At 68.2% G+C, this 25,358-nt stretch carries 18 protein-coding genes and 2 pseudogenes; 11 read left to right on the top strand and 9 right to left on the bottom strand.

All coding sequences use genetic code 11. The features are described 5' to 3' along the window. Positions 1-438: 438 nt before the first annotated feature. Positions 439-7,743, top strand: a complete 7,305-nt coding sequence (locus tag OHA11_RS16750) for a polymorphic toxin-type HINT domain-containing protein (protein WP_266497014.1) — start codon at positions 439-441, stop codon at positions 7,741-7,743. Then, the gene (locus OHA11_RS16745) at positions 7,740-8,297 is read left to right on the top strand and encodes a hypothetical protein (RefSeq protein ID WP_266497012.1); all 558 of its coding nucleotides are present in this window, start codon (positions 7,740-7,742) and stop codon (positions 8,295-8,297) included. Before OHA11_RS16750 ends, OHA11_RS16745 begins: the two co-directional genes overlap by 4 nt. Positions 8,298-8,362: 65 nt before the next feature. On the opposite strand, the pseudogene OHA11_RS48345 reads toward OHA11_RS16745, so the two are convergent. Continuing rightward, a pseudogene (locus tag OHA11_RS48345) lies at positions 8,363-8,607 on the bottom strand (tyrosine-type recombinase/integrase); the annotation flags it as partial. 20 nt (positions 8,608-8,627) lie between these two features. Between OHA11_RS48345 and OHA11_RS16735 the strand changes: the two are divergent. After that, positions 8,628-8,858: a hypothetical protein gene (locus OHA11_RS16735; protein WP_266497010.1), complete on the top strand. Its 231-nt coding sequence runs from the start codon at positions 8,628-8,630 to the stop codon at positions 8,856-8,858. 103 nt (positions 8,859-8,961) lie between these two features. Here OHA11_RS16735 and OHA11_RS16730 read toward each other — a convergent pair whose 3' ends face one another. Further along, positions 8,962-9,153 (bottom strand): DUF397 domain-containing protein, encoded by a 192-nt coding sequence (locus OHA11_RS16730; protein ID WP_266497009.1) that lies wholly within the window; start codon positions 9,151-9,153, stop codon positions 8,962-8,964. Positions 9,154-9,163: 10 nt separating this feature from the next. Then, a complete protein-coding gene (locus OHA11_RS16725; RefSeq protein WP_266497008.1) occupies positions 9,164-10,015 on the bottom strand; it encodes a helix-turn-helix transcriptional regulator in 852 nt (283 codons plus the stop codon). Between the two features lie 215 nt (positions 10,016-10,230). Here OHA11_RS16725 and OHA11_RS16720 point away from each other — a divergent pair, with 215 nt between their 5' ends. Next, entirely contained in the window at positions 10,231-10,746 is a 516-nt protein-coding gene (locus OHA11_RS16720) for an ATP-binding protein (protein WP_266497006.1), read from the top strand. Between the two features lie 342 nt (positions 10,747-11,088). Here the strand turns inward: OHA11_RS16720 and OHA11_RS16715 are convergent, their stop codons facing one another. From OHA11_RS16715 to OHA11_RS48340, 5 genes are all read right to left on the bottom strand, one after another. After that, a complete protein-coding gene (locus OHA11_RS16715) occupies positions 11,089-11,868 on the bottom strand; it encodes a succinate dehydrogenase iron-sulfur subunit (RefSeq protein WP_266497005.1) in 780 nt (259 codons plus the stop codon). Next, on the bottom strand, positions 11,868-13,625 hold the full coding sequence (gene sdhA / locus OHA11_RS16710) for a succinate dehydrogenase flavoprotein subunit (protein ID WP_266497004.1): 1,758 nt from the start codon (positions 13,623-13,625) through the stop codon (positions 11,868-11,870). The genes OHA11_RS16715 and sdhA overlap by 1 nt, the downstream gene beginning before the upstream one ends. Positions 13,626-13,644: 19 nt before the next feature. Beyond that, positions 13,645-14,130, bottom strand: a complete 486-nt coding sequence (locus OHA11_RS16705) for a succinate dehydrogenase hydrophobic membrane anchor subunit (RefSeq protein WP_266497003.1) — start codon at positions 14,128-14,130, stop codon at positions 13,645-13,647. Positions 14,131-14,138: 8 nt separating this feature from the next. Next, entirely contained in the window at positions 14,139-14,519 is a 381-nt protein-coding gene (gene sdhC, locus OHA11_RS16700) for a succinate dehydrogenase, cytochrome b556 subunit (protein ID WP_079053671.1), read from the bottom strand. A gap of 362 nt (positions 14,520-14,881) precedes the next feature. Then, positions 14,882-15,610, bottom strand: a complete 729-nt coding sequence (locus tag OHA11_RS48340) for a 2-oxo-4-hydroxy-4-carboxy-5-ureidoimidazoline decarboxylase (RefSeq protein ID WP_323186572.1) — start codon at positions 15,608-15,610, stop codon at positions 14,882-14,884. Between the two features lie 263 nt (positions 15,611-15,873). On the opposite strand from OHA11_RS48340, the gene OHA11_RS16690 reads away from it, so the two are divergent. The 3 genes from OHA11_RS16690 (at position 15,874) to OHA11_RS16680 (ending at position 18,931) form a co-directional block, all read left to right on the top strand. Next, complete coding sequence (locus OHA11_RS16690; RefSeq protein WP_266507232.1) at positions 15,874-17,460, top strand: glycoside hydrolase family 20 protein; 1,587 nt, start codon at positions 15,874-15,876, stop codon at positions 17,458-17,460. A gap of 220 nt (positions 17,461-17,680) precedes the next feature. After that, positions 17,681-18,199, top strand: a complete 519-nt coding sequence (locus tag OHA11_RS16685; RefSeq protein ID WP_266497001.1) for a hypothetical protein — start codon at positions 17,681-17,683, stop codon at positions 18,197-18,199. Between the two features lie 99 nt (positions 18,200-18,298). Next, positions 18,299-18,931, top strand: a complete 633-nt coding sequence (locus OHA11_RS16680; RefSeq protein WP_266497000.1) for a hypothetical protein — start codon at positions 18,299-18,301, stop codon at positions 18,929-18,931. Positions 18,932-19,115: 184 nt separating this feature from the next. On the opposite strand, the gene OHA11_RS16675 is transcribed toward OHA11_RS16680, so the two are convergent. Further along, positions 19,116-21,902 (bottom strand): FG-GAP-like repeat-containing protein, encoded by a 2,787-nt coding sequence (locus OHA11_RS16675; protein WP_323186570.1) that lies wholly within the window; start codon positions 21,900-21,902, stop codon positions 19,116-19,118. A gap of 381 nt (positions 21,903-22,283) precedes the next feature. Between OHA11_RS16675 and OHA11_RS16670 the strand changes: the two are divergent. The 4 genes and pseudogenes from OHA11_RS16670 to OHA11_RS16655 all read left to right on the top strand — a co-directional run. After that, a pseudogene (locus tag OHA11_RS16670) lies at positions 22,284-22,538 on the top strand (RNA polymerase sigma factor); the annotation flags it as partial. A gap of 68 nt (positions 22,539-22,606) precedes the next feature. Then, positions 22,607-22,825: a hypothetical protein gene (locus tag OHA11_RS16665; RefSeq protein WP_266507883.1), complete on the top strand. Its 219-nt coding sequence runs from the start codon at positions 22,607-22,609 to the stop codon at positions 22,823-22,825. Between the two features lie 415 nt (positions 22,826-23,240). Next, on the top strand, positions 23,241-23,915 hold the full coding sequence (locus OHA11_RS16660; protein WP_266496999.1) for an RNA polymerase sigma factor: 675 nt from the start codon (positions 23,241-23,243) through the stop codon (positions 23,913-23,915). Next, positions 23,915-25,273 carry a hypothetical protein gene (locus OHA11_RS16655; protein WP_266496997.1) on the top strand — a complete coding sequence of 453 codons (1,359 nt, stop codon included), beginning with the start codon at positions 23,915-23,917 and terminating at the stop codon, positions 25,271-25,273. The genes OHA11_RS16660 and OHA11_RS16655 overlap by 1 nt, the downstream gene beginning before the upstream one ends. Positions 25,274-25,358: the final 85 nt, after the last annotated feature.

Genomic DNA, 25,358 nt, shown 5'->3' with positions numbered 1-25,358 from the left:
GCTGCCGGGCCCGCCGATGATGACCTATGAGCGGGCTGTCGTCACCCTTCGCATACGAGGGAGGGGATTGAGTCGATCAACTGTCTGAGCCGTACCCACGGTTGGGTGCGTGTGCCGACAACTGCCCTGCCACGAGGTGGTCTTGATCGCAAACCGCCACGAGATATCTTTCAACGCCCCCAATGCCAAGGGTATTTGGTGGGGCGATTGACGAATTGCGTGTTAGGTCACGGAGATTCGGAAGCGTTCGCTATATCAGGCGAGTCGAGGTCTGCGCGCTACTGACCGCTACGGCACGCTACGTACCGTGATGATGATCACATCCTTACGGGCGATCTAGCGAAATTTCACAGAGGCGTCACAGAATCTGCGCATCTGATACGCCATCACGCGTGGTCCGAACCTGGTCCCGCTCCAAGTGGTCCGGGGGACTCCGTCGTGTTCGGTCGCTTCTCGCCTGCCCGGCGCCGCCGTGCGCGTCGCCTGCGCACGGCCGTCGTACCCGCCCTCGGAGCAGCCCTGCTGGTGGGCCTCCTGCCCGCCCAGTCGCTGGCGCTGCCGCCCGACCCGGCCACGGCCGAAAAGGGCCGCGAAACGCTGGAGTTGGAGGCGCTCGACCAGGAAAAGCCCATCTCGGGTGAGGTCTTCGAACGGGACCTGGAGACCCTGAAGGTCGACGTCCCCGAGGACCTGCAACAGGCACCGGCCGGCACGGCGACGGCACCGCCCGCCGACACCGGGACGGTCAGCTTCGGCTCGACGGCGAGCGCGACGCAGGCAGCGACGCGCACTGGCCAGATCGCGGCCCGCAAGGGGGCTTTGGCCGCGACGGCATCCCGCCTGGGCGCGGCCGCCCAGCAGGTCGACCTGACCCCGGTCGACGACCTGCCCGTCAGTCTCGGACAGGCTCCCGACCAGGCCGCGCCCACGGGCACCTGGCAGGTCTCGGTGGCCGCTCGCACCGCGCCCGTGTCCCAGGGCGTCGACGGTGCCGTCGTGACCGTCCAGGCCCCGGCGACCGGCTCTGTCCCGATCTCGGTCAAGCTCGACTACGCCGAGTTCAGGAACCTCTACGGCGCCGACTGGGCCTCCCGCCTGCGCTTCGTCCAGTTTCCCGAGTGCTACCTGACGACGCCGGACGACGAGGCGTGCCAGGCGTACGAGGAACTGGAGACGGCCAACGACACGAAGACCCAGTCCATCACGGCCACGGTCGACACGGCGGCGGACGGGACGGTCACTCCGGCGGCCGCCGCAGCGACGGGCTCGGAAGGGCCTTCCGTAGCCCAGGCTGCGTACCGCAGCTCGGCGACCCCGGTCGCAGCCGCCGGTGACACCGCGGTCATTGGTGCGGTCGACTCCGGTGGTGGCGGCGGCGGTTCGTTCAAAGCCACGCCGCTCGCCTCCGACGGGAAGTGGGAGGCCGGGGGTTCCTCGGGCGCGTTCAACTGGTCGTATCCGCTGACCGTTCCGGCCGCGCCTGCGGGCCCGGCCCCCAACATCTCCTTCAGCTACAACTCGCAGACGGTGGACGGTCGTACGGCGGTCTCCTCGCCCCAGGCCTCCTGGATCGGCGAGGGCTGGGGATACGACCCCGGCCACATCGAGCGCCGCTACCGCGCCTGCCAGGACGACCGCAAGACGCTGAATTCCGGCACACCCAACAACGCCGCAAAGAAGGACAAGACGTCGGACCTGTGCTGGGTGTCGGACAACGCGGTGATGTCCCTGGCCGGCAAGACCACCGAGCTGGTACGGGTCGGCGACACCGACACGTACCGTCCGCAGCAGGATGACGGCACTCGTGTCCAGCTGAAGACCGGCGGCAGCAACGGTGACAACGACGGCGAGCACTGGGTTGTCACCACCACGGACGGCACCCAGTACTTCTACGGTCTGAACAACGTCGGCGGCGGCCACGCCGACACCAACTCCGTCTCCACCGTCCCCGTCTTCGGCAACCACCCCGGCGAGCCCTGCCACGCCACCGCCTTCGCGGACTCCCGCTGCGGCGCGGGCAAGAAGCAGGCCTGGCGCTGGGGCCTGGACAAGGTCGTCGACGTGCACGGCAACGCGCTGGTCGTCACCTGGAAGCAGGAGACGAACCACTACGCCGTCAAGAAGAAGTTCAAGTCCCCTGAGCAGTACGACCGTTACGCCTACCCGACGACCATCGAGTACGGCATGCGCTCCGATCTCACCAAGCCCTCCGCCACGGTCGAGTTCGGCGTCAAGCAGCGCTGCCTGAAGTCGGATACGGACTGCGACGCGGCGAACTTCGCCAAGACCGACGACCCGGGCGCGTACCGTCCCTGGTGGGACACCCCCGGCAACCTCAACTGCAAGTCGACGTCGAAGCTGTGCCCGGCCTTCCCGTCCTTCTGGACACAGCTGCGCCTGGACACGGTGACGACGAAGGCGGCTCGCGCCGGCCAGAGTGGCCTCGGCAAGGTGGACACGTACACCCTTCACCAGTCCTTCCCGGAGGACTGGTACGACACGTCCCCGGGCCTCTGGCTGAACTCGATCACCCGCAGGGGCTTCGCGCCCGGCGACACCACCGGCACTCTCCAGCACAAGGACGGTGTCAGCTTCGCCGAGTACTCGGTCGGCGCGACCTCGCCCCTGCGTCTGCGCCTCAAGGACCGCCAGCTCCCGAACCTGGTCTCCAGTGGTCCGAACGACCAGCGCCCCGGCTTCACTCGACCCCGTATCGGCACGGTCGCCACCGAGTACGGCGGCGACATCGAGGTCGAGTACAAGGGCGGCTGCGCGAGCGAACCGTCCGAGGACAAGGGCAAGAACAACGGCACCTGCTATCCCATCCGTTGGTCCCCGGACGGCGACGAGAAGACGCCCGCGAAGGCGTGGTTCAACAAGTACGTCGTCGACTCGGTGACCGAGACGGACAAGGTCACGTCGCACGGCAAGCCCGTCCACACGACGTACGACTACACGGACAGCGCTTGGGCGAAGTCCGACGACGAGTTCACCCGCCCGTCCCTGCGCACGTACAGCGACTGGCGCGGCTACCGCAAGGTGGCGGTCACCAAGGGCAGCAAGTCCAGCTCCCAGCAGGGGGATCCGCAGGCCCAGTCGTACTCCGAGACGCGCTACTTCCAGGGCGTGGGCGGTGAGGTCAAGGACTCCACGGGCGCATACACGCTGCTCGCGGACGACGCGCCGCAGTACGCGGGCATGGCGGCGGAGAGCATTACCTACCTGAACTCAGACAAGCGAGTCCAGAAGCGGACGCTGAACTACCCCTGGTCGAAGCAGACCGCGTCCCGTTCGAGGGAGACCGAGAACGGCACGGACTTGGACCCGCTACTGGCCCACCGCAGCGGCATCAAGCGCACGGACGAGATCCAGACGGTCGACACGAGCTGGCGCGCCGTCCGGACGCTGACGTCGGTCGAGGACACGTACGGCCTGCCGGTTCAGACCGAAACGGCGGTGGTCAAGCCGAGCGGCAGCAGTGAGGTCCTGTCCGACCAGAGCTGCACCAGGACGTCGTATGTGCACAACACGTCCGCGTGGCTGATCGGGCTGCCCAAGGAGGAGCGGAGCACGGGCACTTCGTGTGCCGGGTACGACGCGGCGGACCCGGCCACCAAGCTCGTGCGGGCGGTGCGGAACAGCTACGACGGCCTGGCATACGGCGAAGTGCCGACGAAGGGGCTCGTCACCTCCTCCGCCGGCATCGACGCTGCTGGAACTTCGTATTCGGTCATTACGAAGACCACCTACGATCCGCTGGGCCGCCTCCGTACCGTCACCAAGCCGGGCACCGGTACGACCGAAACGCAGTACACCCCTGGGGATGCGGGCGGGCCGGTCACGTCAGTCAAGACGATCAACGCGAAAGGGCATGCCGCCACCACGGCCTTCGATCCGGGCCGCAGCCTTGCGCTGACGGTCACCGACGCGAATGGCCGAGTGACGCGCAGCGAGTACGACGCGCTCGGGCGTCTGGTGAAGGGCTGGTCACCGTCGCGCTCGTCCGGCGGCAAGACGCCGGACATCGAGATCGACTACCAAGCGGCGATCGCCACGTCCGAGCAGACACGACCGGCCGCCGTGACGGCCAGAACGTTGAAGGACGACGGCTCCTACAGCCGTCAGGTGACGCTCTATGACGGCCTGATGCGCCAGGTCCAGAGCCAGTCCGAGGCTCATGGCCCGGGCCGGATCATCACCGACATCACCTACAACGACCACGGCCTGCCCGATGAGCAGACGAGCGCATATCTCGCGAAGGGTGAGCCGGCCGCCGAGCTGTTTGCCCCTCGATCGAAGTCGCTGATCCCCAGCTGGGTCAAGCTGCGCTACGACGGCCTGGAGCGGCAGGTCCGCCAGTCGACGTACTACGACGGCGACTACGAGTACGCGACGTACACGACCTACAGCGACACCAGTACGTACGTGAATCCGGCCGGCTCGACCGTCCCGCGGACTCGGACCTACACCGATGCCCTCGGCCGGGTCACCTCAATTCGTCACTACAGCAAGGACGACTCAAGCTCGGACGACGGGCGTGTAACCGCCTACGAATATGACGCTCGCGGCAACCAGAGCAAGGTCACGGACCCGGCGGGCAACGCCTGGACATATACGTACGACGCCCGTGGCCGAGTGACGTCCACGACCGACCCGGACGTGGGCAGGACGGACACCGGGTACGACGATGCCGACCGGCCGAACAAGGTGACGGACGCCAAGTCCCGGACGACGCACACGGAGTACGACGAGCTCGGCCGGATCAAGTACATCCGCGAGGGCTCCGCGACCGCCACGCCCGCCAAGTCGTTCACCTACGACACACTGCCCGGCGCGCTCGGCCAGCCCGTCGCCTCGACCCGGCACACCTCGGGCGGCGACTACGTCAACCGTGTCACCGGCTACGACACCGACTACCGGGCCACGGGCAGTGAGACGGTGGTCCCGCCCAACTCGACGACCACCGGCCTGTCCGGCACGTACGCCTATGCGTACACCTACACCCCGACCGGCAAGCCGCTGTCGATCACGCTGCCCGCTGTGGGCGGGCTGGCGAAGGAGAACGTCGTCACCCGCTACAACGGTGACGGCCTCGCCGAGTCGACGTCGGGCCTGACCTGGTACACGTCCGACGCGACCTACTCGCCCTACGGCGAAGCCCTGCGCACGGTCTCCGGCGCCCAGCCCAACCGGGTGTGGACGACGAACTTCGTCGACCCGCACACGGGCCGCCTCCAGCGCACCGTCGCGGACCGGGAGACCACCGGCCCGCACCGCATCACGGACAGCTACTACTCCTACGACGTCTCCGGCACCATCACGTCCAACGCCCGCAAGCTGTCCGAGGCTTCGGGCACGACGTGGGACAACCAGTGCTTCACGTACGACGTGATGGGCGAGCTGGTGAACGCCTGGACGCCGAGTGTCGCGCCCGCCGGAAGCGGCACCGGCTGTAAGTCGTCGGGCGGGACGACCTGGGGTTACCGCACCGACTTCGCCGCCTCGTCAGGCCCGGTGGCGGACGCTCCGGACGCGGCGACCGACGTGTCGAGCCCGGACGCCTCGCTGACGTCGACCCTGGCCGCGACCGCTCCGGACGTGGGCACGGTCGCCACCGGCGCCACGGCCTACCGCCAGTCGTTCACCTTCGACTGGCTCGGCAACCGAGCCAACCTGACGGAGCACGACCCGGCCGACGCGACGAAGAACGTCGGCTACACGTACGGCTACGGCACCCCGCAGCCGCACACCATGAAGTGGATCAGCTCCACCCCTTCGGGCATGGGCAGCAGCTACTCGTACGACGCTGTGGGTAACACCGAAGTCCGCGACTTGTCGAACGCCACGCAGAACCTGACCTGGACATCCGAGAACAAGCTCGACACGATCACGGACGACGGCAAGAAGACGACATACGTCTACGACGCCGCCGGCAACCGCATCCTGGAGAACTCACCGTCGGGCTCGACGCTCTACCTGGGCGAGACCGAGCTGACGACGGACGCCACCGGGACGATCACGCGCGCCTCACGTGCCTACGGCCAGGCCGGGGCACCCACGGTGGTCCGCACGACGAGCAACGGCGCCACCACGGGCCACAAACTCAGCGTGCTGCTCGTGGACCACGTGGGCACGGCGAACACAACAGTGGAACTGTCGAGCGGCCAGCCGGTCACCCGCCGCGCTTTCAAGCCCTACGGCGAAGTCCGCGGTCCCAAGCCGTCGACCTGGCCCAACAAGCGCAGCTACCTGGGCGTCGGCATCGACGACGCGGCCACCGGACTGACCCACATCGGCGCTCGCGAGTACGACCAGAACTCGGGCCGCTTCCTCTCGGCCGACCCGGTCATCAACATCGCGGACCCGTTGCAGATGAATGGCTACGCCTACAGCGGCAACAGCCCCGTCAGCAAGAGTGATCCCACTGGTCTGTGCCCGTTCATCGACTGCCCGACCCGCCCGGACGCCAACGCCGAGAACACCACGCCGGGCCAGACGCCCGGGAAGAGGAAGAACTCACAGAACCACCAGGCGGCGCTGGACCGGGGTACCGCCAACCCGGCCGTAGCGGTATCCAGTAAGAAACACACGGAGATCTACCCCGGCGTATTCGTCGACAAGCAGTGGAAATACGCCAACGAGTTCGCGCGGCTCCTCAACCGGCAGGTCGACAATTACTGCCAGGAGACTTCCGGCTGTCTGCTTGATGCGCAGGACCAGGAGGAAGCGGACGGAGACCGGCAGCAACTCATGCACCTCAAACTTCTCGCGTGCATGAGCCTGGGACGGAAGAGCGGCTGCCTGGGCAAGGTGGCTTTCATCGGACCTTCCATGGGCTTCTTGTCCAAGGTGGCGGTCGGAGAAGGGCCAGGAAGTCTGGGAGGGGGTTCCGCGGGGCGCGGTCTGAAGGGCTCGTGCAAGTGCTTCCTGGCGGGCACCGACGTGCTCATGTCGGATGGCAGCACGAAGGACATCGAGGACGTCGAACTCGGCGACAAAGTCCAGGCCACCGACCCGCGAACTGGCGAGTCCGGCCCCAGAAGAGTCACCCGTCTGATCATTACCGAGGACGACAAGCACTTCAACGAGCTGTCCATCGCCACACCGGACGGCATGGAAAAGCTCACGGCCACGTATGAGCACCCCTTCTGGTCACCGTCCGAGCACGATTGGATCGAGGCGGGCGACCTCGCGCCGGGGATGACCCTGCTCACCGATGCCGGCGACACGGTCATCGTCACCGGCAGCCGCGCCTTCACCAAGCACACTCGGACGTACAACCTCACGGTTGATGACCTGCATACGTACTATGTGCTGGCGGGGCAGACTCCGGTACTGGTCCATAATTCCAACTGCACGGTTTACCGGACGCAAACTTCCCACCCTGATAGTCAGCGTATTGGGATCGATGCGAACGGAAACGTCTCGTTGAATGGAGAAGGGCGCCTGTACTTGAACATGAGTGGCGACGCTTCGCATTCACTGCAGTTCCGTGGTGCGGATGGTCAGGTTTTGGGATTCGATGTGGATAGCTCATTCGTTGACCGGGTGCGAGAGTCGGCTCTTCCACAGCGAAAGCCGCGAGGGTTCGAAGGAAGTACACGAGAGTGGAATCAGCTACGAAGGACTCGGCCGGACATTGCAGACCCCTCAGTTTCACCTGGGCTATATGGAATCCCGTCGAATATGTTCGGTGATCTCAGGGGGGCAATCACTCCCGGTTCTGGTCGGGTGATTCGATGAGTACCAGTAAGTTCATTGGAGAACTGGAACGAATCGATTTCTCGCCCGCGAAGGGGGTTGAGGGGCCGCCAGTCTTCGCTACGTTCCTGGTCACCACCAACGTCGATGCGGTCGACTACGTCACTAGATTCCGGGCGGTATTGTCTGCTGCAATCCGTACGGCGAATCAGGCTGACTTCGATTCGGAAACCATTCCAGAAACTCTGATCCCTGATTGGTTCGCAGAAGTGACTCGCGGCTCCATTATGGTTGGTCGTGACTATGTGGCGTCCTTGGGAAGTCAGCAGTATTTTTCCCGTCGCGGTGAAGAGCCATGGGAACTTCAGGATTGGCTCTTCTGCTTTGATCCACAGTTGAGGGGTTGGGCGTGGTGGGATGTGACCCAACGTTCGAATGATGCGGTGCTGCTGTGGGTTGACTCATCTGGCGAGCCAGCGTTTCCGTGTGAAGAGCTCCGCTGGCTGGCTTACGCCTGTGGTGCGGAGAACGTTGAGGGGCCTTTCCTCAGGCGAATCTCGGAATGGCGGCAATCACACCAGGATCCGGCAACGTAGAGAAGCGCTCGCTTGACCCCTCTGGCACGTTCTGCAGAGAGGCCAAGAGTACTTTGACGGCAACGTCAGCGGACGACGACGGTGGGCGGGCCATCGAGGCCGCCATCCTCGACGATAAGCACATCGTTAAGGGTGGCGATAGCTTGGCGTTGGAGGCGGAGTCGGACGTGGTGTCGGCGTACACGTGGGCGTAAACGCCGGCGGTGGCGCCGATGTGGGCGTGGCCGAGGAGTTCCTTGATGACTACGAGGTCGACGCCTTGTTCCAGGAACAGAGTCGCCGTCGAGTGGCGCGGGTTATGGAAGCGGATGAGGCGACGAAAGTGTCTCCTTGCGGCTCACCCAGGTCGTGTCGTTCCCGAACGAGGAGCCTGTGAAGGTTCCCTACGCCGTGGTCGTGGCCCGAATGGGTACGACGCTCGCCATGTTCTACACCTTCAACAGGCCGAGAGGGCCGCAGGGCAAGAACCCGGCGAGCGGTCCGGACGACATTGTCAGGGCCCAGCTGGAGAAGATCGGCGAGTTGGAGGCGTCTGCAGCCCCGCTTCAGCGAAGTTGCTGACAGCCTGGTGAGTTGTTCCAGGATGTCGATCCGGTAGGCGGTGGCACCCCGTGTCGGCGCACCAGCATGCGTCGGCGGACCGTTGGTCCGGCAGCGAGGGTCCTCAAGGGCGGTTGGTTATCTCCCGGCGGGCCGCGACCAGCAGCGAGCGGAGGCCCGAGGGGAGAAGCGTGAGGGCGGTCGTCGGGTCGTCGGATTCGCGGAGGCGGATCGTTCCGTCGGGGGCGGTGGCGAGTTCGACGCAGTTGTTTCCCTCGCTGCTGTAGGTCGACTTCTGCCAGTGGAGGGTAGGCACTTGGGGCCTTTCACAGGTTGGCGATGATCTCGTGGATCAGGTCTCGCGACGCGGCTTCCTTGAGGGCGACCGCTTCGAAGTGGGACATGAACGTGCGGTAGTTCTCCAGCTGGAAGTCCGTGTGGAGGAATACGGACCCATGTTCGGCGTCGAGTTGCACGGTGTCCAGTTGGGGGACAGGTCCTTCGGCGTACAGGACGGTCTGTCCGGCGCCGGGGAAGATGCCGGCCTCGTAGGGGATCACCAGGACGGTGACGTGGTCCCGTTCGCTCATCTCGACGATGTGCTCCAACTGTTCACGTGTCACATCCCGACCGCCGAACCGCATGCGCAGGGCGGCTTCGTGAATGATCGCGGTGTACGAGGTCGGGTTGTCCGCGAAGAGGATGCCCTGACGCTTGATGCGATGCGTGACGCGGTACTCGACCTCGGGTGGGGACAGCTTGGGGATGGACTGTCTGAAGACGAGGCGTGCGTAGTCGACCGTCTGGAACAGGCCGGGGATGTGGGCGATCTGAGCCGTGCGGATCGCTGTCGCGTGGTGCTCCAGTTCGGACAGATCGAGCAGCCCCGAGGGTAGGGACTCGCGGTACGCCTCCCACCAGGTGCGCCCCCGACCCGCGGTCATGGCTGAGAGCGCCTCGATATACGGCTCGTCCGAACAGCCGTAACTGTGGGCGAACATGCGAACCCGGTCGATGCTGACACCGAAACGCCCGGCTTCGATGGAGCTAATGCGTGCCGCGTTGACGCTCAGCAACTCCCCGGCCTCGCGTGCGGTCAGCCCCGCCCGTTCTCTTAGCTTGCGCAGCTCAGCACCGATGCGCTGTTGCCGTACGGTCGCTGCTGATCTTGGTGGCATGCCGCAGCCCTCTCACCCTTAGGGGTAATGGTTTGACGTAAGGAGTAGTAACCCTACTCCCAATCCTCTACCTTCAGTGGCGTACCAACTACCCACCGTGGTGACGGACTTCACGGAAGTGCACCGCCATGCCCACACACAGGCCGGCGGCAGAGCCACCGCCCGCGCCACCCGCCCCCCATCCAACCCCCGTACCTCAACGAGGAGTTACGGCCATGCCCGAACTCGCCCTGAAAGACCTCGCCGACTGCTCCCCGCTCGACGCCGACTGGGAGTACGTCCTGCGTATCCCAAGAACCCCCCTCGGCCCCGGCATCGTGCGCGCCCACGTGCGAGCCGTCCTCACCCGGCACCGCGTCCGGGACGCCGTCCTCGACAACGTCGAACTCGTCGCCTCCGAGCTGGTCACCAACTCCCTTGTCTGTACGCGGGATCCCGTGTCCGTACGGATCATGCGTACGGGCGGCCGTCTGAGGCTCAGTGTGTGGGACAGCAGCCCGTACATGCCGTCCGAACGGCTGGGGCCGGAGCAGGCCCCCGACACCGGGCAGGAGCATGGCCGCGGGCTCTGGCTCATGCGCGGGTGTGCCGACGACTGGGGGCACTACCTCCTCGTCAACGGGCGGCGCACGACCGGAGGCAAGGAGGTGTGGGCGGAGTGGATCACCCCGGGCGCAGAAGGGCCGGGCACGCACGCGGAACCCGCGGGGGCGAAGGCGCCGCTTGTGTAGCCGCGGTAAACGGGCCGCTCCTGCCTCAGACGACCGTGCCGCGGGGCAGTACCGTGCGCTGGGGGCCGCCCTGTCCTGCTGGGTGAGGATCGCCCAGAGGGGGAGTCCGACCGTTCCACGAAGAAGGCCCCGCCCCCGGAAGTCCGGATGCCGTTGGCGAATCCGTAGGGCGAGGCAATTGTCGCGAGAGTCCCAGCGACACGCCGGGTTCACGGCGTGTCGCTGGGACTCACAACCCACTTGCCGGGGATCTGACGGGATTCGCCAACAGCATCGGAAGTCCGGAAGGCAGGGCCTTCGTCAACGTGCGGTCGTGGTGCGGCCGCGGTGCTGTCGCGACGGTCAGAACCGCCGAGTGATCAGCGCCCTCTTCACTTCCTGGATCGCCTTCGTTACCTCGATGCCTCGGGGGCAGGCGTCCGTGCAGTTGAACGTGGTGCGGCAGCGCCACACGCCGTCCTTGTCGTTCAGGATCTCCAGGCGCTGCTCGCCCGCCTCGTCACGCGAATCGAAGATGAAACGGTGCGCGTTGACGATCGCGGCCGGGCCGAAGTACTGGCCGTCGTTCCAGAACACCGGGCAGGAGGAGGTGCAGGCCGCGCAGAGGATGCACTTCGTCGTGTCGTCGAAGCGCTCGCGGTCCTCCGCCGTCTGGAGGCGTTCCCGGGTCGGCTCGTTCGTGTCCTTCGTGATGAGGAAGGGCATCACGTCGCGGTACGCCTGGAAGAACGGCTCCATGTCCACGACCAGGTCCTTCAGGACCGTCAGGCCCTTTATGGGCTCGACCGTGATGGGCTTCTCGGGGTTGATGTCCTTGATCAGCGTCTTGCAGGCAAGGCGGTTCCTGCCGTTGATCCGCATCGCGTCCGAGCCGCAGATGCCGTGCGCGCAGGACCGGCGGAAGGTGAGGGTGCCGTCCTGGTCCCATTTGATCTTGTGGAGGGCGTCCAGGACGCGCTCCTTCGGGTCGATCTCCAGCTGGAAGTCTTCCCAGACCGCCTCCGCCGAGACCTCGGAGTTGAAGCGGCGGACGCGGAACGTGGCGGTGATGTACGGGGTGTCGGCGAAGCCGGCCTCCGGCGCACCGGCGCTGTCCGCTTTGTCCAGGGTGGGAGTAGCCATCAGTACTTACGCTCCATCGGCTGGTAGCGGGTCTGGACGACCGGCTTGTAGTCGAGACGGATGGACTCGGTGCCGTCGTCGCCGACCTCGCGGTACGCCATGGTGTGGCGCATGAAGTTGACGTCGTCGCGGTTCGGGTAGTCCTCGCGGTAGTGACCGCCGCGGGACTCCTTGCGCGCCAGGGCGGAGACTGCCATGACCTCGGCCAGGTCAAGGAGGTTGCCGAGCTCGACGGCCTCCAGCAGGTCGGTGTTGAACCGCTTGCCCTTGTCCTGGATCGAGACGTTCCGGTAGCGCTCGCGGAGTTCCGCGACCTTCTCCACCGCCGTCTTGATCGTCTGCTCGGTGCGGAACACCATGACGTTGGCGTCCATGGTCTCCTGCAGCTCGCGGCGGATGTCCGCCACGCGCTCGTTGCCCGTCGACGACCGCAACCGCTCGATCTGCGCGACGACCAGGGACTGAGGCTCCTCGGGCAGTTCGACGTGCGTGACCGTCTTCGCGGAGTACTCCGCGGCCGCGATACCCGCGCGACGACCGAACACGTTGATGTCGAGGAGGGAGTTCGTGCCCAGGCGGTTCGCGCCGTGGACTGACACGCAGGCGACCTCGCCGGCGGCGTACAGGCCGGGGACGACCGTGGTGTTGTCCGACAGGACCTCACCCTCGACGTTCGTCGGGATGCCGCCCATCGCGTAGTGCGCGGTGGGCTGGATCGGGATCGGGTCCGTGTACGGCTCGATGCCCAGGTAGGTGCGGGCGAACTCGGTGATGTCCGGGAGCTTGGCGTCCAGTTGCTCCGGCGGGAGGTGCGTGAGGTCGAGGTAGACGTGATCGGCCTCGGGACCGCAGCCGCGGCCCTCACGGATCTCCGTGTAGATGGAGCGGGACACGACGTCGCGGGACGCGAGGTCCTTCATCACCGGCGCGTACTTCTCCATGAAGCGCTCGCCGTCCTTGTTGCGGAGGATGCCGCCCTCACCGCGGGCGCCCTCCGTCAGCAGGATGCCCATGCGCCAGATGCCGGTCGGGTGGAACTGGAAGAACTCCATGTCCTCCAGCGGCAGCCCGCGACGGTAGACCGCCGCCTGTCCGTCACCCGTCAGCGTGTGCGCGTTCGACGTCACCTTGAAGAACTTGCCGGTGCCGCCGGACGCGTAGATCACGGCCTTCGCCTGGAAGACGTGGATCTCACCGGTCGCCAGTTCGTACGCGACGACACCGGCCGAGTGCTTGACGCCGTCGACCTCGGTGATCAGCTGGTCGAGGACGTAGAACTCGTTGAAGAACTCCACGCCCTCCTTCACGCAGTTCTGGTACAGCGTCTGGAGGATCATGTGGCCGGTGCGGTCGGCCGCGTAGCAGGACCGGCGGACCGGGGCCTCGCCGTGGTTGCGGCTGTGACCGCCGAAGCGGCGCTGGTCGATCGTGCCGTCCGGCGTGCGGTTGAACGGCAGGCCCATCTTCTCCAGGTCGAGGACCGCGTCGATGGCTTCCTTCGCCAGGATCTCGGCGGCGTCCTGGTCGACCAGGTAGTCACCGCCCTTGATCGTGTCGAAGGTGTGCCACTCCCAGTTGTCCTCCTCCACGTTGGCCAGCGCGGCGGCCATGCCGCCCTGCGCGGCGCCCGTGTGGGAGCGGGTGGGGTAGAGCTTCGTGAGCACGGCGGTACGGCTGCGCTTCGTCGCTTCGATCGCGGCGCGCATGCCGGCGCCGCCCGCGCCGACGATGACGGTGTCGTACTTGTGGATCTTCATGAGTCTCTTAGCCCCGGCTCTAGCGGATGTTCGGGTCGAAGGTGAAGATCACCAGCGTGCCCAGCAGGATGGTGAACACCGTGGCGGTGTAGAGCAGGCCCTTCAGCCACAGCCGGGTGTTCGCGCGCTCCGCGTAGTCGTTGATGACCGTGCGCAGGCCGTTGGCGCCGTGCAGCATCGCCAGCCAGAGCATCAGCAGGTCCCAGGTCTGCCAGAACGGGGACGCCCAGCGGCCCGCCACGAAGGCGAAGCCGATCTTGGACACGCCGCCGTCGAGGACGAGCTGGATCAGCAGGTGCCCGATGACCAGGACGACCAGGACGATGCCGGACAGACGCATGAAGAGCCACGCGGCCATCTCGAAGTTGCCACGGGTGGACTTCGGGGTCTTCTTGGTCCGCTTGCGCGGGGCCTCGATCAGGGGCGCCGGGTTCTCGACGCTGTAGAGGGACTCGCCCTCGACGGGGCCGATGCCGGTAGCGGCGGTCTTCTCAGTGGTGGACATGGTTGGCGTCAGCTCCCGAAGACTTCACGAGCGGCGTGGCCGAGTACGGGGTACAGGGCCCCGACCATCAGCACGACCCAGATGCCGACCACGGTCCAGAGCATCTGCTTCTGGTAGCGCGGGCCCTTCGACCAGAAGTCGACGGCGATCACACGCAGGCCGTTGAGCGCGTGGAAGAGGATGGCGGCGACGAGGCCGTACTCCAGCAGCGCGACGATCGGCGTCTTGTAGGTGGCTACGACCTTGTCGTAGTCCTCGGGGGAGACACGGACTAGCGCGGTGTCCAGCACGTGTACGAACAGGAAGAAGAAGATGAGGACGCCGGTGACTCGATGAGCCACCCAGGACCACATTCCTTCCCGGCCGCGGTACAGCGTTCCAGCCGGCACGGAAGACCCTCCGGGAGCGGGGATTAGGGGCCGCGCCGGCTTCTGTGTCGGACGGGCCCGGCCGGGTACGGTCCACCGGCCCCGGCCATCGTAGCGACGTGTTGTCGGAACGTTTACGGCGGGCCTACCGATGTGATCGAACCGGCAGTTGTTTGGGACACGGACGGGCTACTCCGTAGGTGGTGCGGGGCGGCTACGGGGGTGGGGGTTTGTGTGGTTTGCCGGGTGCGGGTGCGGGTGCGGGTGCGGGTGCGTTGTGGCTTGTCGCGCCCACGCGGCGGAGCCGCACATCGATACAGCCCCGCGCCCCTAAAAGACAAAAGACTGCGCCGTTCCCCGCGCCCCTGGAAAGACCGCGCCCCCTAAGAGACCGCGCAGTTGTCCGCGTCTCTGAAAGATCTGGTGAGGCGGCCTCTTGCCAGGCGGCGGAGTTCTTCCGCTGTCAGGACTCGTTCCTCGTCCGGATCGTTTGTCAATCGTGATCGGATTCCGGCCAGGACCTGGTCGAGGGACTCCTCGGGGGCCGTGTCGTCCAGGCAGATGACGAAGACATGGCCGAAACGGCTCTCGTACGCGGCGTGGGCGGCGCTCAGGGCGGTGTGGGCCGCGGAGTACGCGCCCTCCGGCAGGACGGTGAGGGATTCGCAGGCCAGGGCCTCGGCGAGGTCGCCGGACGTCAGGTCGTACGCCGCCTCGTCGGCCGCGGCCAGCAGGGCGTCCAGGTCGGGGTACGGGCGGTGGGCGGCCAGCCGGCGCGCCCAGCGGTGGCTGCCGCAGCAGGTGAGGAGGGCGCGCTCGGCCTCGTCGGCGGGCATGACGTTGAACCGCTCCAGGCCGGTCGGACGGGGGCCGGTGAGGCCGGGCCCGGCGGGATCCGGTGTCGAGCGGGTCTGCCCCGGTAGTTCCGGCAGTTCCGGCATGTTCGGTGGCTCCGGGGATTCCGGTGGCTCGGACTGTTCCGGTGTGGCGACGGCCTGGCCGGGGAGTCGGGAAGGACGGTGCGCGGGCAGCGTGGGTTCCTCGGCGGTTCGGCGGTGCTCGGGTGTGCACCACGCGTGGTTCGGCAGGGGGTCAAGTGAGAGATGTGTCATCACGCTATCGAGGTATGACGCGAGCTGTCCGACAGATGCCCGAATGTCACCCATAAGAGAGAGTTTAAGGATGTGTGGTGGACGGTTACCCCGGGTCGCGGGGCTTAGGTTCGCAGAGAAGGTACCGCGTGCGAGGACGGTCGTCGCGGGACGGTCGTCGGAGGGTGCAGGAGGGTGAGTGGTCTGTGGTGAACGGGCGTGGGCGCAGGGCTTCCGGGCCGTCGCGGGGCGGCAGGAGGGCTCTGCCTGGCGGCAGGCGGCCTCTGCTGGTCAGTGCGGGCGTGGTGGTCGTGGCGGGTGCCGTGCTGACCGTCGGGCTCTGGCCGAGCGGTGACTCCGGCGGACCCTCCTCCCAGCAGTCCTCCAGTGGGAGAACCGCCCTGGCGCCGACACCGTCCCCGTCGCCCACTCCGTCACCCAGTCGGACGTATCCGCTGTCGAAGACTCCGCAGACGATTCCGGCCGTGCGGGAGCACACCCCGGCCCGCGGGCCCGGCTGGCGTCCCGCGAAGGGCGGGCGGGTCGTCGTGGGCGACGGCGCGCTCGCGGACGAGGGGCGGCTGCTCGCCGGGGAACTGGGGCTGGCCTACGCGGGCTCCGGCGGGGCGCGGGCCGGGGACGTGGAGCTGGGCCTCACCGACGAGGACGCGAACGCCGAGTCGTACACGCTGAGTGTGAAGAACGGGCGGGTGCGGATCAGCGGTACGGCCGAGGCGGGCGTCTTCTACGGGACACGCACCCTCAAACAGGAGGTGCGGAAGGGCGGCACGGCGCCCGAGGGTGTCGTACGGGACTCGCCGGCCAAGCCGCAGCGCGGGTTCATGCTGGACATCGCGCGCAAGCACTTCACGGCCGGGTGGATCGAGGACCGGATCCGTGAGCTGGGGGACCTGAAGTACAACCAGCTCGGGCTGCACTTCTCCGACGACCAGGGCTTCCGGATCGCCTCCGACTCGCACCCCGAGGTCGTGTCGAAGCAGCACCTGACGAAGGCGGAGGTGCGGCGCGTCATCGCCCTCGCGGCGAGCCGGCACATCACCGTCGTGCCCGAGATCGACTCGCCCGGCCACCTGGGAGCGGTGCTCGACGCCCATCCGGACCTGCAACTTCGCAATGTGCGGGGGGTCGTCTCGCGGGGCTCGCTCGACATCTCCAAGCCCGCGTCCGCGAAGATCGTCGACGACCTGCTGAACGAGTACGCCGACCTCTTCCCCGGGCGGAACTGGCACCTCGGCGCCGACGAGTACCGGGCGCTGATGGTGTCGAACCCGGCGGCCTCGTATCCGCAGCTGGCCGCCGCCGCCAAGGAGAAGTACGGGTCGGGCGCGGGGATCGCGGACCTCGCGACGGGGTGGCTGAACGACCGGGCCGCCGTGATGCGCGGGCACGGGCGGACGGTGCGGGCCTGGAACGACGGGTTCTTCGACGGGGGCGTCGTGCGGGCCGCCGACGACATCCAGGTCGCGTACTGGACGGGCAAGGAGATCGGCGCGCGGCAGCCGGCCGAGTATCTGCGGGCCGGGCGCAAGCTGGTCAACTACAACGACGAGTACCTGTACTACGTCCTCGGGCAGCCCAACGCCTTCGTCTACCCGACCGGGCAGCGCATCTACGAGCAGTGGACCCCGCTCGTCGTGCGCGGTACGACGCCGGTGTCACGCGCGTACGACGGCCAGATCCTCGGCGGTTCCTTCGCCGTCTGGTGCGACCTCTCGGGTGCGCAGACGCAGGACCAGGTGGCGGCGGGGGTCCGGATGCCGCTGCGGGCGCTGACCCAGAAGCTGTGGGATCCACGGAAGCCGGCACTGTCGTGGGCGGAGTTCACGGGGCTCGCGGGGAAGCTGGGCTGAGGCGGGGAGCAAAATTATTTGACTCGTGGGGATCAACGTTGACTCGTGCCGCATCTCACAGACTCCATCGCCCAGGTGGCGGTCTGCGGGGCGAAAAGGCACGTCACGCGTCCCTCGTGGGTGTGGTGGAGTTGCGGCGGCTTGCCCGTTTAGGTGGCGAACAGCAGTGCGTGTGTGGTGTATTCGGCGCTGGTCGAACCGATACACAACGGGGAGCGGGATGGGCTACTGGGGATATTTCGTCGTCGGCAGGAGCGAGCAGCCGCTCGCGGAGCTGGACGCGCTCTCGGGCGCGGCGGGCTTGACGCTGCAGCAGACGGCGGACGACGGCTGGCAGGTGTGGGAGTACCCGAACGCTCCCGACGATCCCGCGAAGGGTGACGTCGGGAACATGAACTCCCTGGCCGAGGAGACGGGCGCGCCAGCGCTCTTCGGGTACGTGATGGACAGCGACTGCGTGGTCGTCGAGGCGGCCGCGCCCGAGAGCGGCGCCTGGACGACCTGTCTGGACAGGGAGGCCATGGCCGGATACCTCGGCGACAACGACGACGGACTGACCGTCGACGACTTCTTCCTCGAACCGCACGACGCCGTCGGACGGGCCGTCGCCTGGGCCGCCGAATCGGGTCGCCCCGTGCCCGAGGAGCCCATCCTCGAGGTACTCACCTCCGACGCGGACCCGTCGGCCGAGATGCTTTTCTTCCGGTTTCTCGACCGGCTCGGCGTCGTCCCCATGTAGATTCCGGCCAACGCGCAGTGTGACGTTCCGGCCACAGTGCACGCAGTAAGGGGAAGTGCGGGCTCCGTAACCAGAGGCGGCCCCACCGAGGGAGGCGTGATGAGCCTGGTGGAACTGATCGCTCAGGCCGACGAGCGTGGTCTGGCGGCCAGTGGTCTGGCGTGTCTGGACCGGTGCGTGCCCTTGCTGGGCGGTGACGACGAGATCCTGCGGCCACTGTGGGCGAGCCTCGCGGAGAACGAGCGGTGGGGGGAGCCGTCGGGCGAGCGGTTCGGTGAGGGCTGGGGTCAGGACTGGGGCGAGGAGTGGAGTGAGCGGGTCGGGCAGGCCCGCGCCAAGCTCGACGTCTCCGTGGTTCCGGAGGGCGGTGTGTCCGTGTCCGCCGAGGGCGAGGCCACTGTGCTCGCGCACCGCATGCTCGGGGCCGTCCCCGTGGACCGGGGCTCCGGGAGCCTGCGTGTGTGGGCGGACGCCTGTTCGGTCGCGGCGCTCCAGATCCACCGGCTGCTCGACGCCTCGGCCCGTGGCGCGGCCTCGGTCGCGGTCCATCGCGAGGGGCGTACGCAGGACATGTCGCCGCTCGTCGCGGCCGAACTGCGCCGTCAGATCGCCATTTTGGAGGTGCTGTCCGCGCAGGGGCCGGGTGGGCTGCGGCAGGCGCTCGCCCTGTCGACGGAGGGTCGGCGTGTGCTGCGGGCGGTTGTGTCGCGGCGGGCGCGTGGGCGGGTCTGAGGGTTTTCGCCCCCGCCGCCCCTACCCTCCCCCACTCTCGGCTTCGCTCGAGCGGGGGGACCCCCACCATCCCGTTCCTGGGGGCTCCGCCCCCAGACCCCCGCTGTCGGCCTGAACGGCCTCGTCCTCAAACGCCGGACGGGCTGGTAGCCAGCCCCTCCGGCGTTTGAGGAGCGGGAACGAGTTACGGGGTCAGGAACTGCCCCAGTCGCCCCGCCGTCGGTGTGCCCAGTTGGGTGATGCCGAAGTACGCCGACTTGGCGACCGAGACGCCCGAAGCCGTGCTCGGCAGGTACAGCAGCGTGCCGTTGCCCGCGTCCTCGCCCTCGGCGCCGATCAGCAAGTGGGCCCGGCCATGACCGGAAAAGTCCGTCAGCGAGACCGACGAGCCCAGCTTGTCGTCCTTCTCCGTGGAGCCGGCGATGCCCGTCGTGTCCTGGGAGTAGGAGAGCGAACCGGTGCCGGTCAGGCCCGACGAGGCGCCCCTGAAGAGCCAGACCGCACCCGCGTTGGCGCGGTTGGTGGTGCGGGTGATGTCCTCGTTCGGGGCGCCGGCCAGGACGTCCGCGAAACCGTCGGCGTTGAAGTCGCCCACGGAGACCGACGTGCCGAGCGCGTCCCCGGACTCGTTGGCGCCCGGAACCCCCGCCGTGTCCTGGGTGATCTTCGCCATCCCGGTGGTCGTGAAGCCCGTCGACGTACCCGGCACCATGGTGACCTGACCGCCGGAGATCGCGCCGGACTCCGTGGCGTACGGCTGCCCGATGACGATGTCGTCGTAGCCGTTGCCGTTCACGTCGCCCGCGGCGATGGAGCGGCCGCCCTTCACGGAGATCGTGGACACCTTCGACAGGCCCAGTGACTTCGAGCCCTTGAACCAGGTGACCCTGCCGACACCGGACGCGTCGCGGTAGTTGAGCGCCACGTCCGCGTAGCCGTCCCGGTTGAAGTCACCGGTCGTGGCGTCCGCGTACGCGAGCGCGCCGGAGGCGGTGGTCAGGTCGCCCGCGACCTCGTGGCCGTCGTTGAAACGGGCCGCCCAGTTGCCGCCCGTGCCGGTGGCCGCCGTGAAGACGTCCGCCTTGCCGTCCGCGTTGAAGTCGCCGACCGCGACCGTCGCGCCGAACCGCGCACCCGCCGGCTCGTAGTCGTCGCCCAGCGCCATGGTGTCGGCGCCGGTGTCGAACTTCGGGCCGTACAGGATCGTTACGGCGCCGCGGTCCGCGTGGCCGGTCCCATCGTCCTCGCCGGGCGCGCCGATCGCGAGGTCCGCGTAGCCGTCGGCGTTGATGTCGCCCCAGGCCGTGGCCGCGCCCCACTGGTCGCCCTTCTCGGAGACACCGGGAACGCCCGCGCTGGACTGGGTGAGCTTCACCTTGCTCGCCGACGCCGGGCCGTTCAGGCCGCCCGGCACGATGACGACGTTGCCGACGTCGCTGGACGCCTTGGGCACGCCGGCGGCGAGATCGCTGATGCCGTCACGGTTGAAGTCGGCCGTGGGTATCGCGGAGTTCTTGCCGGGGCTGGAGGCGTACCGGCGGATCTCGCTCAGCTTCGTGTACAGGTTCTTGCCGGGGCACGCGGTGGCGAAGCCGTCGCGGTGGCCGGAGATCGTGTTGAGGGTGGCCTGCTGGCCCGCCTTCCAGACGCCCGTGTCGGCGGCGGCGGTCAGCGTGACCTGGCCGCTCGGGTTGCCCCCGTACTGGCCCAGCTTCCACGCGGCGACCCGCGCCACGGACTCCAGGGCGGCGCGGCTCGGCTTGCCCGCGGCCTTCGCCGGAGTGGTGGAGGTGGCCGCGGCGCCCTCGAAGTCACCGAGCACCGCGATGCCCGCCGAGTCGCCGTTGAAGCCGTACGTGTGCGCGCCGCGCACCGGCAGGTCGATGCCGCCCCCGCGGCCCTCGAAGATCCGGCCGCACTTGTCGACCAGGAAGTTGTAGCCGATGTCGTTCCACTTCTCGCTCTGCACGTGGTACGCCATGATGCCGCGGACCAGCGCCGGGGACTCGGCGCAGCTGTAGTCGTTCGTGCCGACCGTGTGGTGGACGAAGACGGCGCTGACCTTGTTGATGTACTCCGGCGGGTCCTCGACCATCGACTCGTCGGCGCCCCACTGGGCGCGGGAGACGACCGGCGGCTGCGTCACGGTGGACGGCGGCGGGGACGGGACCGGGTCGGGTGTCGGCGAGGCGGACTCCGACGCGCTTTCCGAAGTGCTCTCGGTGGGCGTCGCCGGAGCGCTGGTCGTCGGCTCCGTGCCGGTGGACTCCGTCGGCGACGGGGAGCCCGAGGCCGGGTCGGTCGGCGTCGTATCGGTCGAAGTCGGGGTCGGGTCCTCGGCGACGAACGCGGCGTTCTCCATGGCGTTGCTGGTCATGGCGGTGTTGGTCATGGAAGCGCCGGTCGTCGTGTCCAGCGCCTTGTTCTTCGCCTCCGCCGAGGTCACGCCCGGATCGACCAGGCTGACCTCAAGCCCCTTGGGCAGCGGGGAACTCGTCGAACCGTCGTCGGCGACGACCCGTGCCTCGACGCCGTCGCTCGGGCCGACCCACAGCGGATCGGACGCGCCACGGGCCTCCTTGGCGTCCGGCTCCGCCTTGTCGACCGGGTGCGGCTCCAGGTCCAGGTTCTGCCAGCTCGTCCACTCGCCCGTCGCCAGGTCGCGGGTGCGCACCTGGGCCGTGCCGTCGAGCTCCGTCTTCGCACCGGTCCAGGTGACGCCGAGCAGCGAGAACTGCGCGGTGCTCGTCCGCTCGACCTTCCGCCGGTCCGTGCCGTCGCTCCGCATCGTGAGCTCGTGCACCTTCACTGGCCGCTTGCCGCGCGCGGCGTCCACGGCCGGGTCCGTACTCGGGTTCGCGACGGCGTACGTCACGGCACCCGCCCCACCCAGCACGACGGCCCCTACCGTCAGCCACGCTCTCCGCTTCAGACTCAGCGGCTTGTACGCATGGGTCGTCCGGCGACTCAATTACCCCACCCCTAGAAAAGCCTCACAAAAAACCCACCCTTCACTGGGGTGGCTCACTAATTCAGCGGTAAGGCGAGGTTAAACATCACCCAACAGGGGTGTGGGGTACGTCACTTCGTGGTCGAGCCGACGTCCGGGGAGGCCGGATGGTTGTACGGAAATCGCGGGCATGTCTCATGACCCTCGTCACTGTGGTGTCGTGTGGTGGCGGGTGATGTTCGCGGGGTCGGAGGGTCATCCGACGGGCTGTGACGTTTCCGTGTCTGCCGGCGCTGATGGGCTCGGGGTGCGCGGGCATGGCGATCCGCGGCGCGTGGTGCGGATTCGGTACGCACCAGGTACGCATGCGGTGCGAACGAGGGCTGCGAACCAGGGCTGCGTTTGGGCCAGGGACGGGAACCGTGCCGCGTGCAGACGTCCGACGCGGAACTGGGCATGGCCGTCGCGCGGGTGCAGGAGGGGGGCGAGGCCGCCTTCGCGGTCGCGTACCGGATCGTGCAGCCCGGGTTGCTCGGGTACCTGAGGGGGCTGGTCGGGGACGACGCGGAGGCCGTGGCGTCGGACGCGTGGCTGGAAAACGCCCGGGACCTGGGGCGGTTCCGCGGGGACGGGGCGGGGTTCCGCGGGCTTACTGCGTGTCGTCGTCGGCCTCGACGGCCCCGCCGGGCGGCCCCTGGTCGCGTTGGCGGCGAGCGTGGCGCTCGGTGGCGCCCGCGTCGACCGTCGGTGCCTCCAGTCGCTCACCCTCCGCCCAGGGCGCCAAGGCCCACTGTCGCGCGTACGACTCCGTGAAGAACCGTGGCCGGGTCCTCGCCCCGACCGCCTGGCAGCGGCTGGTACAAGCCGCGGGCGGCGAGAAGAACGTCGAGGCGTACTGCGCCGAGCGGTCCGCCAAGAGGGGGAAGCGGCAGTGGAAGCGGTAGCAGCAGAAGGGCAAGAAGAGCGCCAACGGCACGGCGGCCGGCTGATCAGACGACCGGCAAAGGCGGAAAAACCGGGCGAAAATGGAAACCCCGCCGTGCCGATGGCAACGGCCGGGGCCGCCACCCCCCACAGGAGAGGCCCCGGCCGTCGCGCGGCACGGGCCGCGCGGCGGCCCGTACTTGCTTCAGCGTCGGAGGTGCGTTTTGTGTCACACCCCACGCCGGTTCGAGGTGGTTGCATGTTGTACGGACATGGACGGCGAACGGTTTCACGCCGTAACGTGCCATTCGCGCCGGACTGCGGCGGAGCGGTGTATCCAAGAAGGCTCCACGACCGCAACCATCAATTGAGGGACCACGACGGCGAGAACCCGGTCCGCGAGAGCGGCGCCGGCTTAGGCGCAAAAGGGGCGCGGTGCTGGGGGACGACGCGGAGCTGACCGCCGCGGTGCTTGCGGCACAGGACGGAGACGAGACCGCGTTCCGGACTGTGTACCGAGCCGTGCATCCACGGCTCCTGGGGTACGTGCGGACGCTGGTCGGCGACCCGGACGCGGAGGACGTCACGTCCGAGGCCTGGCTGCAGATCGCCCGCGACCTCGAACGGTTCAGCGGCGACGCCGACCGCTTCCGCGGCTGGGCGGCCCGGATCGCCCGCAACCGCGCGCTCGACCACATACGGATGCGCGGTCGCCGACCCGCGATAGGCGGCGACGAGACCGAGCTCACCGGCAGGGCGGCCGAGTCCGACACCGCCGGTGAGGCCATCGAGGCCCTCGCCACCGACAGCACGCTCTCCCTCATAGCCCAGCTCCCGCAGGACCAGGCCGAGGCCGTCGTACTGCGCGTCGTCGTCGGCCTCGACGCGAAGACCGCCGCCGAGACCCTGGGCAAACGGCCGGGCGCCGTCCGCACGGCCGCGCACCGTGGTCTGAAGCGGCTCGCGGAGCTGATCGGCGCGGATCCGGAAGCGGTCGGATCCCTGAGTTCCGTACCCCCACAAAGACCCCCACACGCAGAACCGCGCACCAACGCGGTCACGTCCGCCGGTGTGACGCATACGCGTTCGCGGACGCAGAAGGACATGTGATGGCCGACGAGCAGTACAGGTGGCTGGACCGCGACACAGCGGAGCGACTGCTGCGCGGAGAGCCGCTGGAAGCCGTCGACGCCGACAACCGCGAGCAGGCCGACCGCCTCACCGAGGCCCTCGACGCACTGGCCGCGCTGACCGCACTGACTGCCGAGTCCACGCCCGCCGACGCCGAACTCCCGGGTGAGGCCGCCGCGTTGGCCGCCTTCCGCACGGCACGCACCGGCGAAGACGGCGAGCGGGCGAGCCTCGGTCAGCGCACGCGGACGCGCTCCGCTTCCGCCGCCTCCGCCGCGGCTTCCCGGGCAGCCTCCGACGCGGGCCTGATCCACCTCGGCCGGCCCGCCGCGTACCGGCGCGTCGCCTCCCGCTGGGGCCGCCCGATGCGGTACGGACTCGCCGCCGCGCTGGCGGCGGGGATGATCGGCGGGGTCACCGTGGCCGCGACCTCCGGCGCCCTGTCGTTCGACGCGGAGGAACCGGAACCCGTCACATCCTCGACGGTCGCCGTCACCCCGGACCGTCCGCTCGTCTCACCGGTGCCCAGGGGGAAGTCAGGCGCCAGTCCCGACGATCCGCGACCCGAAGGCAGCCCGGACGGCCCGGCCGGCAAGGGTTCGGCCCCGCCCGGAGAGCCGAACGGCGGCGCGGACCCGGGCGCACAGCCCGGCAACGGCGACGATCCGAGCGAGGTGCAGCCGGGCCAGGGGTGGCGCTGGCTCGTCTCGGCCTGCCGCGACTACCGCGACGGCAAGAAGCTCGACTCCGGGCGCAGAAACGGCCTGGAGGACGCGGCGAACGGCGCCGAGCAGCTGAAGAACTACTGCAAGGGCGTCCTCAAGAACTGGGGCGACAGCGACTCCGGTGACACCCGGCGCGGCTACGAGTCCGACCCGAACAAGGACACGTCGGGCCAGGGCGGCCCGGGCTGGAACAGCGATGACAACGATGGCAAGCCGAACAATGACGCCCAGGGCGGCGACGGCAAGGCCGGCGACGGCGACAGCGACGACGCCAAGGGCGGCGACGGCTCTCACATAGGCCTGGGCGTGTCGACACCGGTTCAGGTACGGATCCAGTCATCCGGCCCGGCACGGGTGCAGGCATCCGATCCGGCACGGGTGCGGACGCTGACTCAGACGCCGACCAAGACGCCGACCCAGACATCGTCCAAGGCATCGTCCAAGGCATCGGCCCAGGCATCGGCCCAGGCATCGGCCAAGGCACCGACCCAGACGGCCAAGGCGCCGACTCGGACATCGCACCAGGCATCGACTCGGACGCAGGCCAAGGCATCGGCCCCGGGTGCCGGCGCCGCACCGCAGCGGCTTCGCATGTCCGCGTCACCCGCCTGACCTACCCGACCTGCATTTTTCTATTGTCGCCCGGTTCCGGGCGGCCGTGGGTGTGACGTTTTCAGCCGTGCTGACGCAGTAGTAA

It is taken from the genome of Streptomyces sp. NBC_00878 (assembly GCF_026341515.1).
In the GTDB taxonomy this organism is placed as follows: domain Bacteria; phylum Actinomycetota; class Actinomycetes; order Streptomycetales; family Streptomycetaceae; genus Streptomyces.
The sequence above is the reverse complement of the archived record's forward strand: the minus strand, read 5'-3'. Positions and strand labels throughout refer to the sequence as shown.

Excerpts from the sequence above, each read along its gene's own strand:
- OHA11_RS16720 (WP_266497006.1), top strand. The coding sequence starts at position 10,231 with ATGCCCGAACTCGCCCTGAAAGACCTCGCCGACTGCTCCCCGCTCGAC.
- OHA11_RS16705 (WP_266497003.1), bottom strand. The coding sequence starts at position 14,130 with ATGTCCACCACTGAGAAGACCGCCGCTACCGGCATCGGCCCCGTCGAG.
- OHA11_RS16745 (WP_266497012.1), top strand. The coding sequence starts at position 7,740 with ATGAGTACCAGTAAGTTCATTGGAGAACTGGAACGAATCGATTTCTCG.
- sdhA (WP_266497004.1), bottom strand. The coding sequence starts at position 13,625 with ATGAAGATCCACAAGTACGACACCGTCATCGTCGGCGCGGGCGGCGCC.
- OHA11_RS16685 (WP_266497001.1), top strand. The coding sequence starts at position 17,681 with ATGGGCTACTGGGGATATTTCGTCGTCGGCAGGAGCGAGCAGCCGCTC.
- OHA11_RS16725 (WP_266497008.1), bottom strand. The coding sequence starts at position 10,015 with ATGCCACCAAGATCAGCAGCGACCGTACGGCAACAGCGCATCGGTGCT.
- OHA11_RS16680 (WP_266497000.1), top strand. The coding sequence starts at position 18,299 with ATGAGCCTGGTGGAACTGATCGCTCAGGCCGACGAGCGTGGTCTGGCG.
- OHA11_RS48340 (WP_323186572.1), bottom strand. The coding sequence starts at position 15,610 with ATGACACATCTCTCACTTGACCCCCTGCCGAACCACGCGTGGTGCACA.
- OHA11_RS16655 (WP_266496997.1), top strand. The coding sequence starts at position 23,915 with ATGGCCGACGAGCAGTACAGGTGGCTGGACCGCGACACAGCGGAGCGA.
- OHA11_RS16715 (WP_266497005.1), bottom strand. The coding sequence starts at position 11,868 with ATGGCTACTCCCACCCTGGACAAAGCGGACAGCGCCGGTGCGCCGGAG.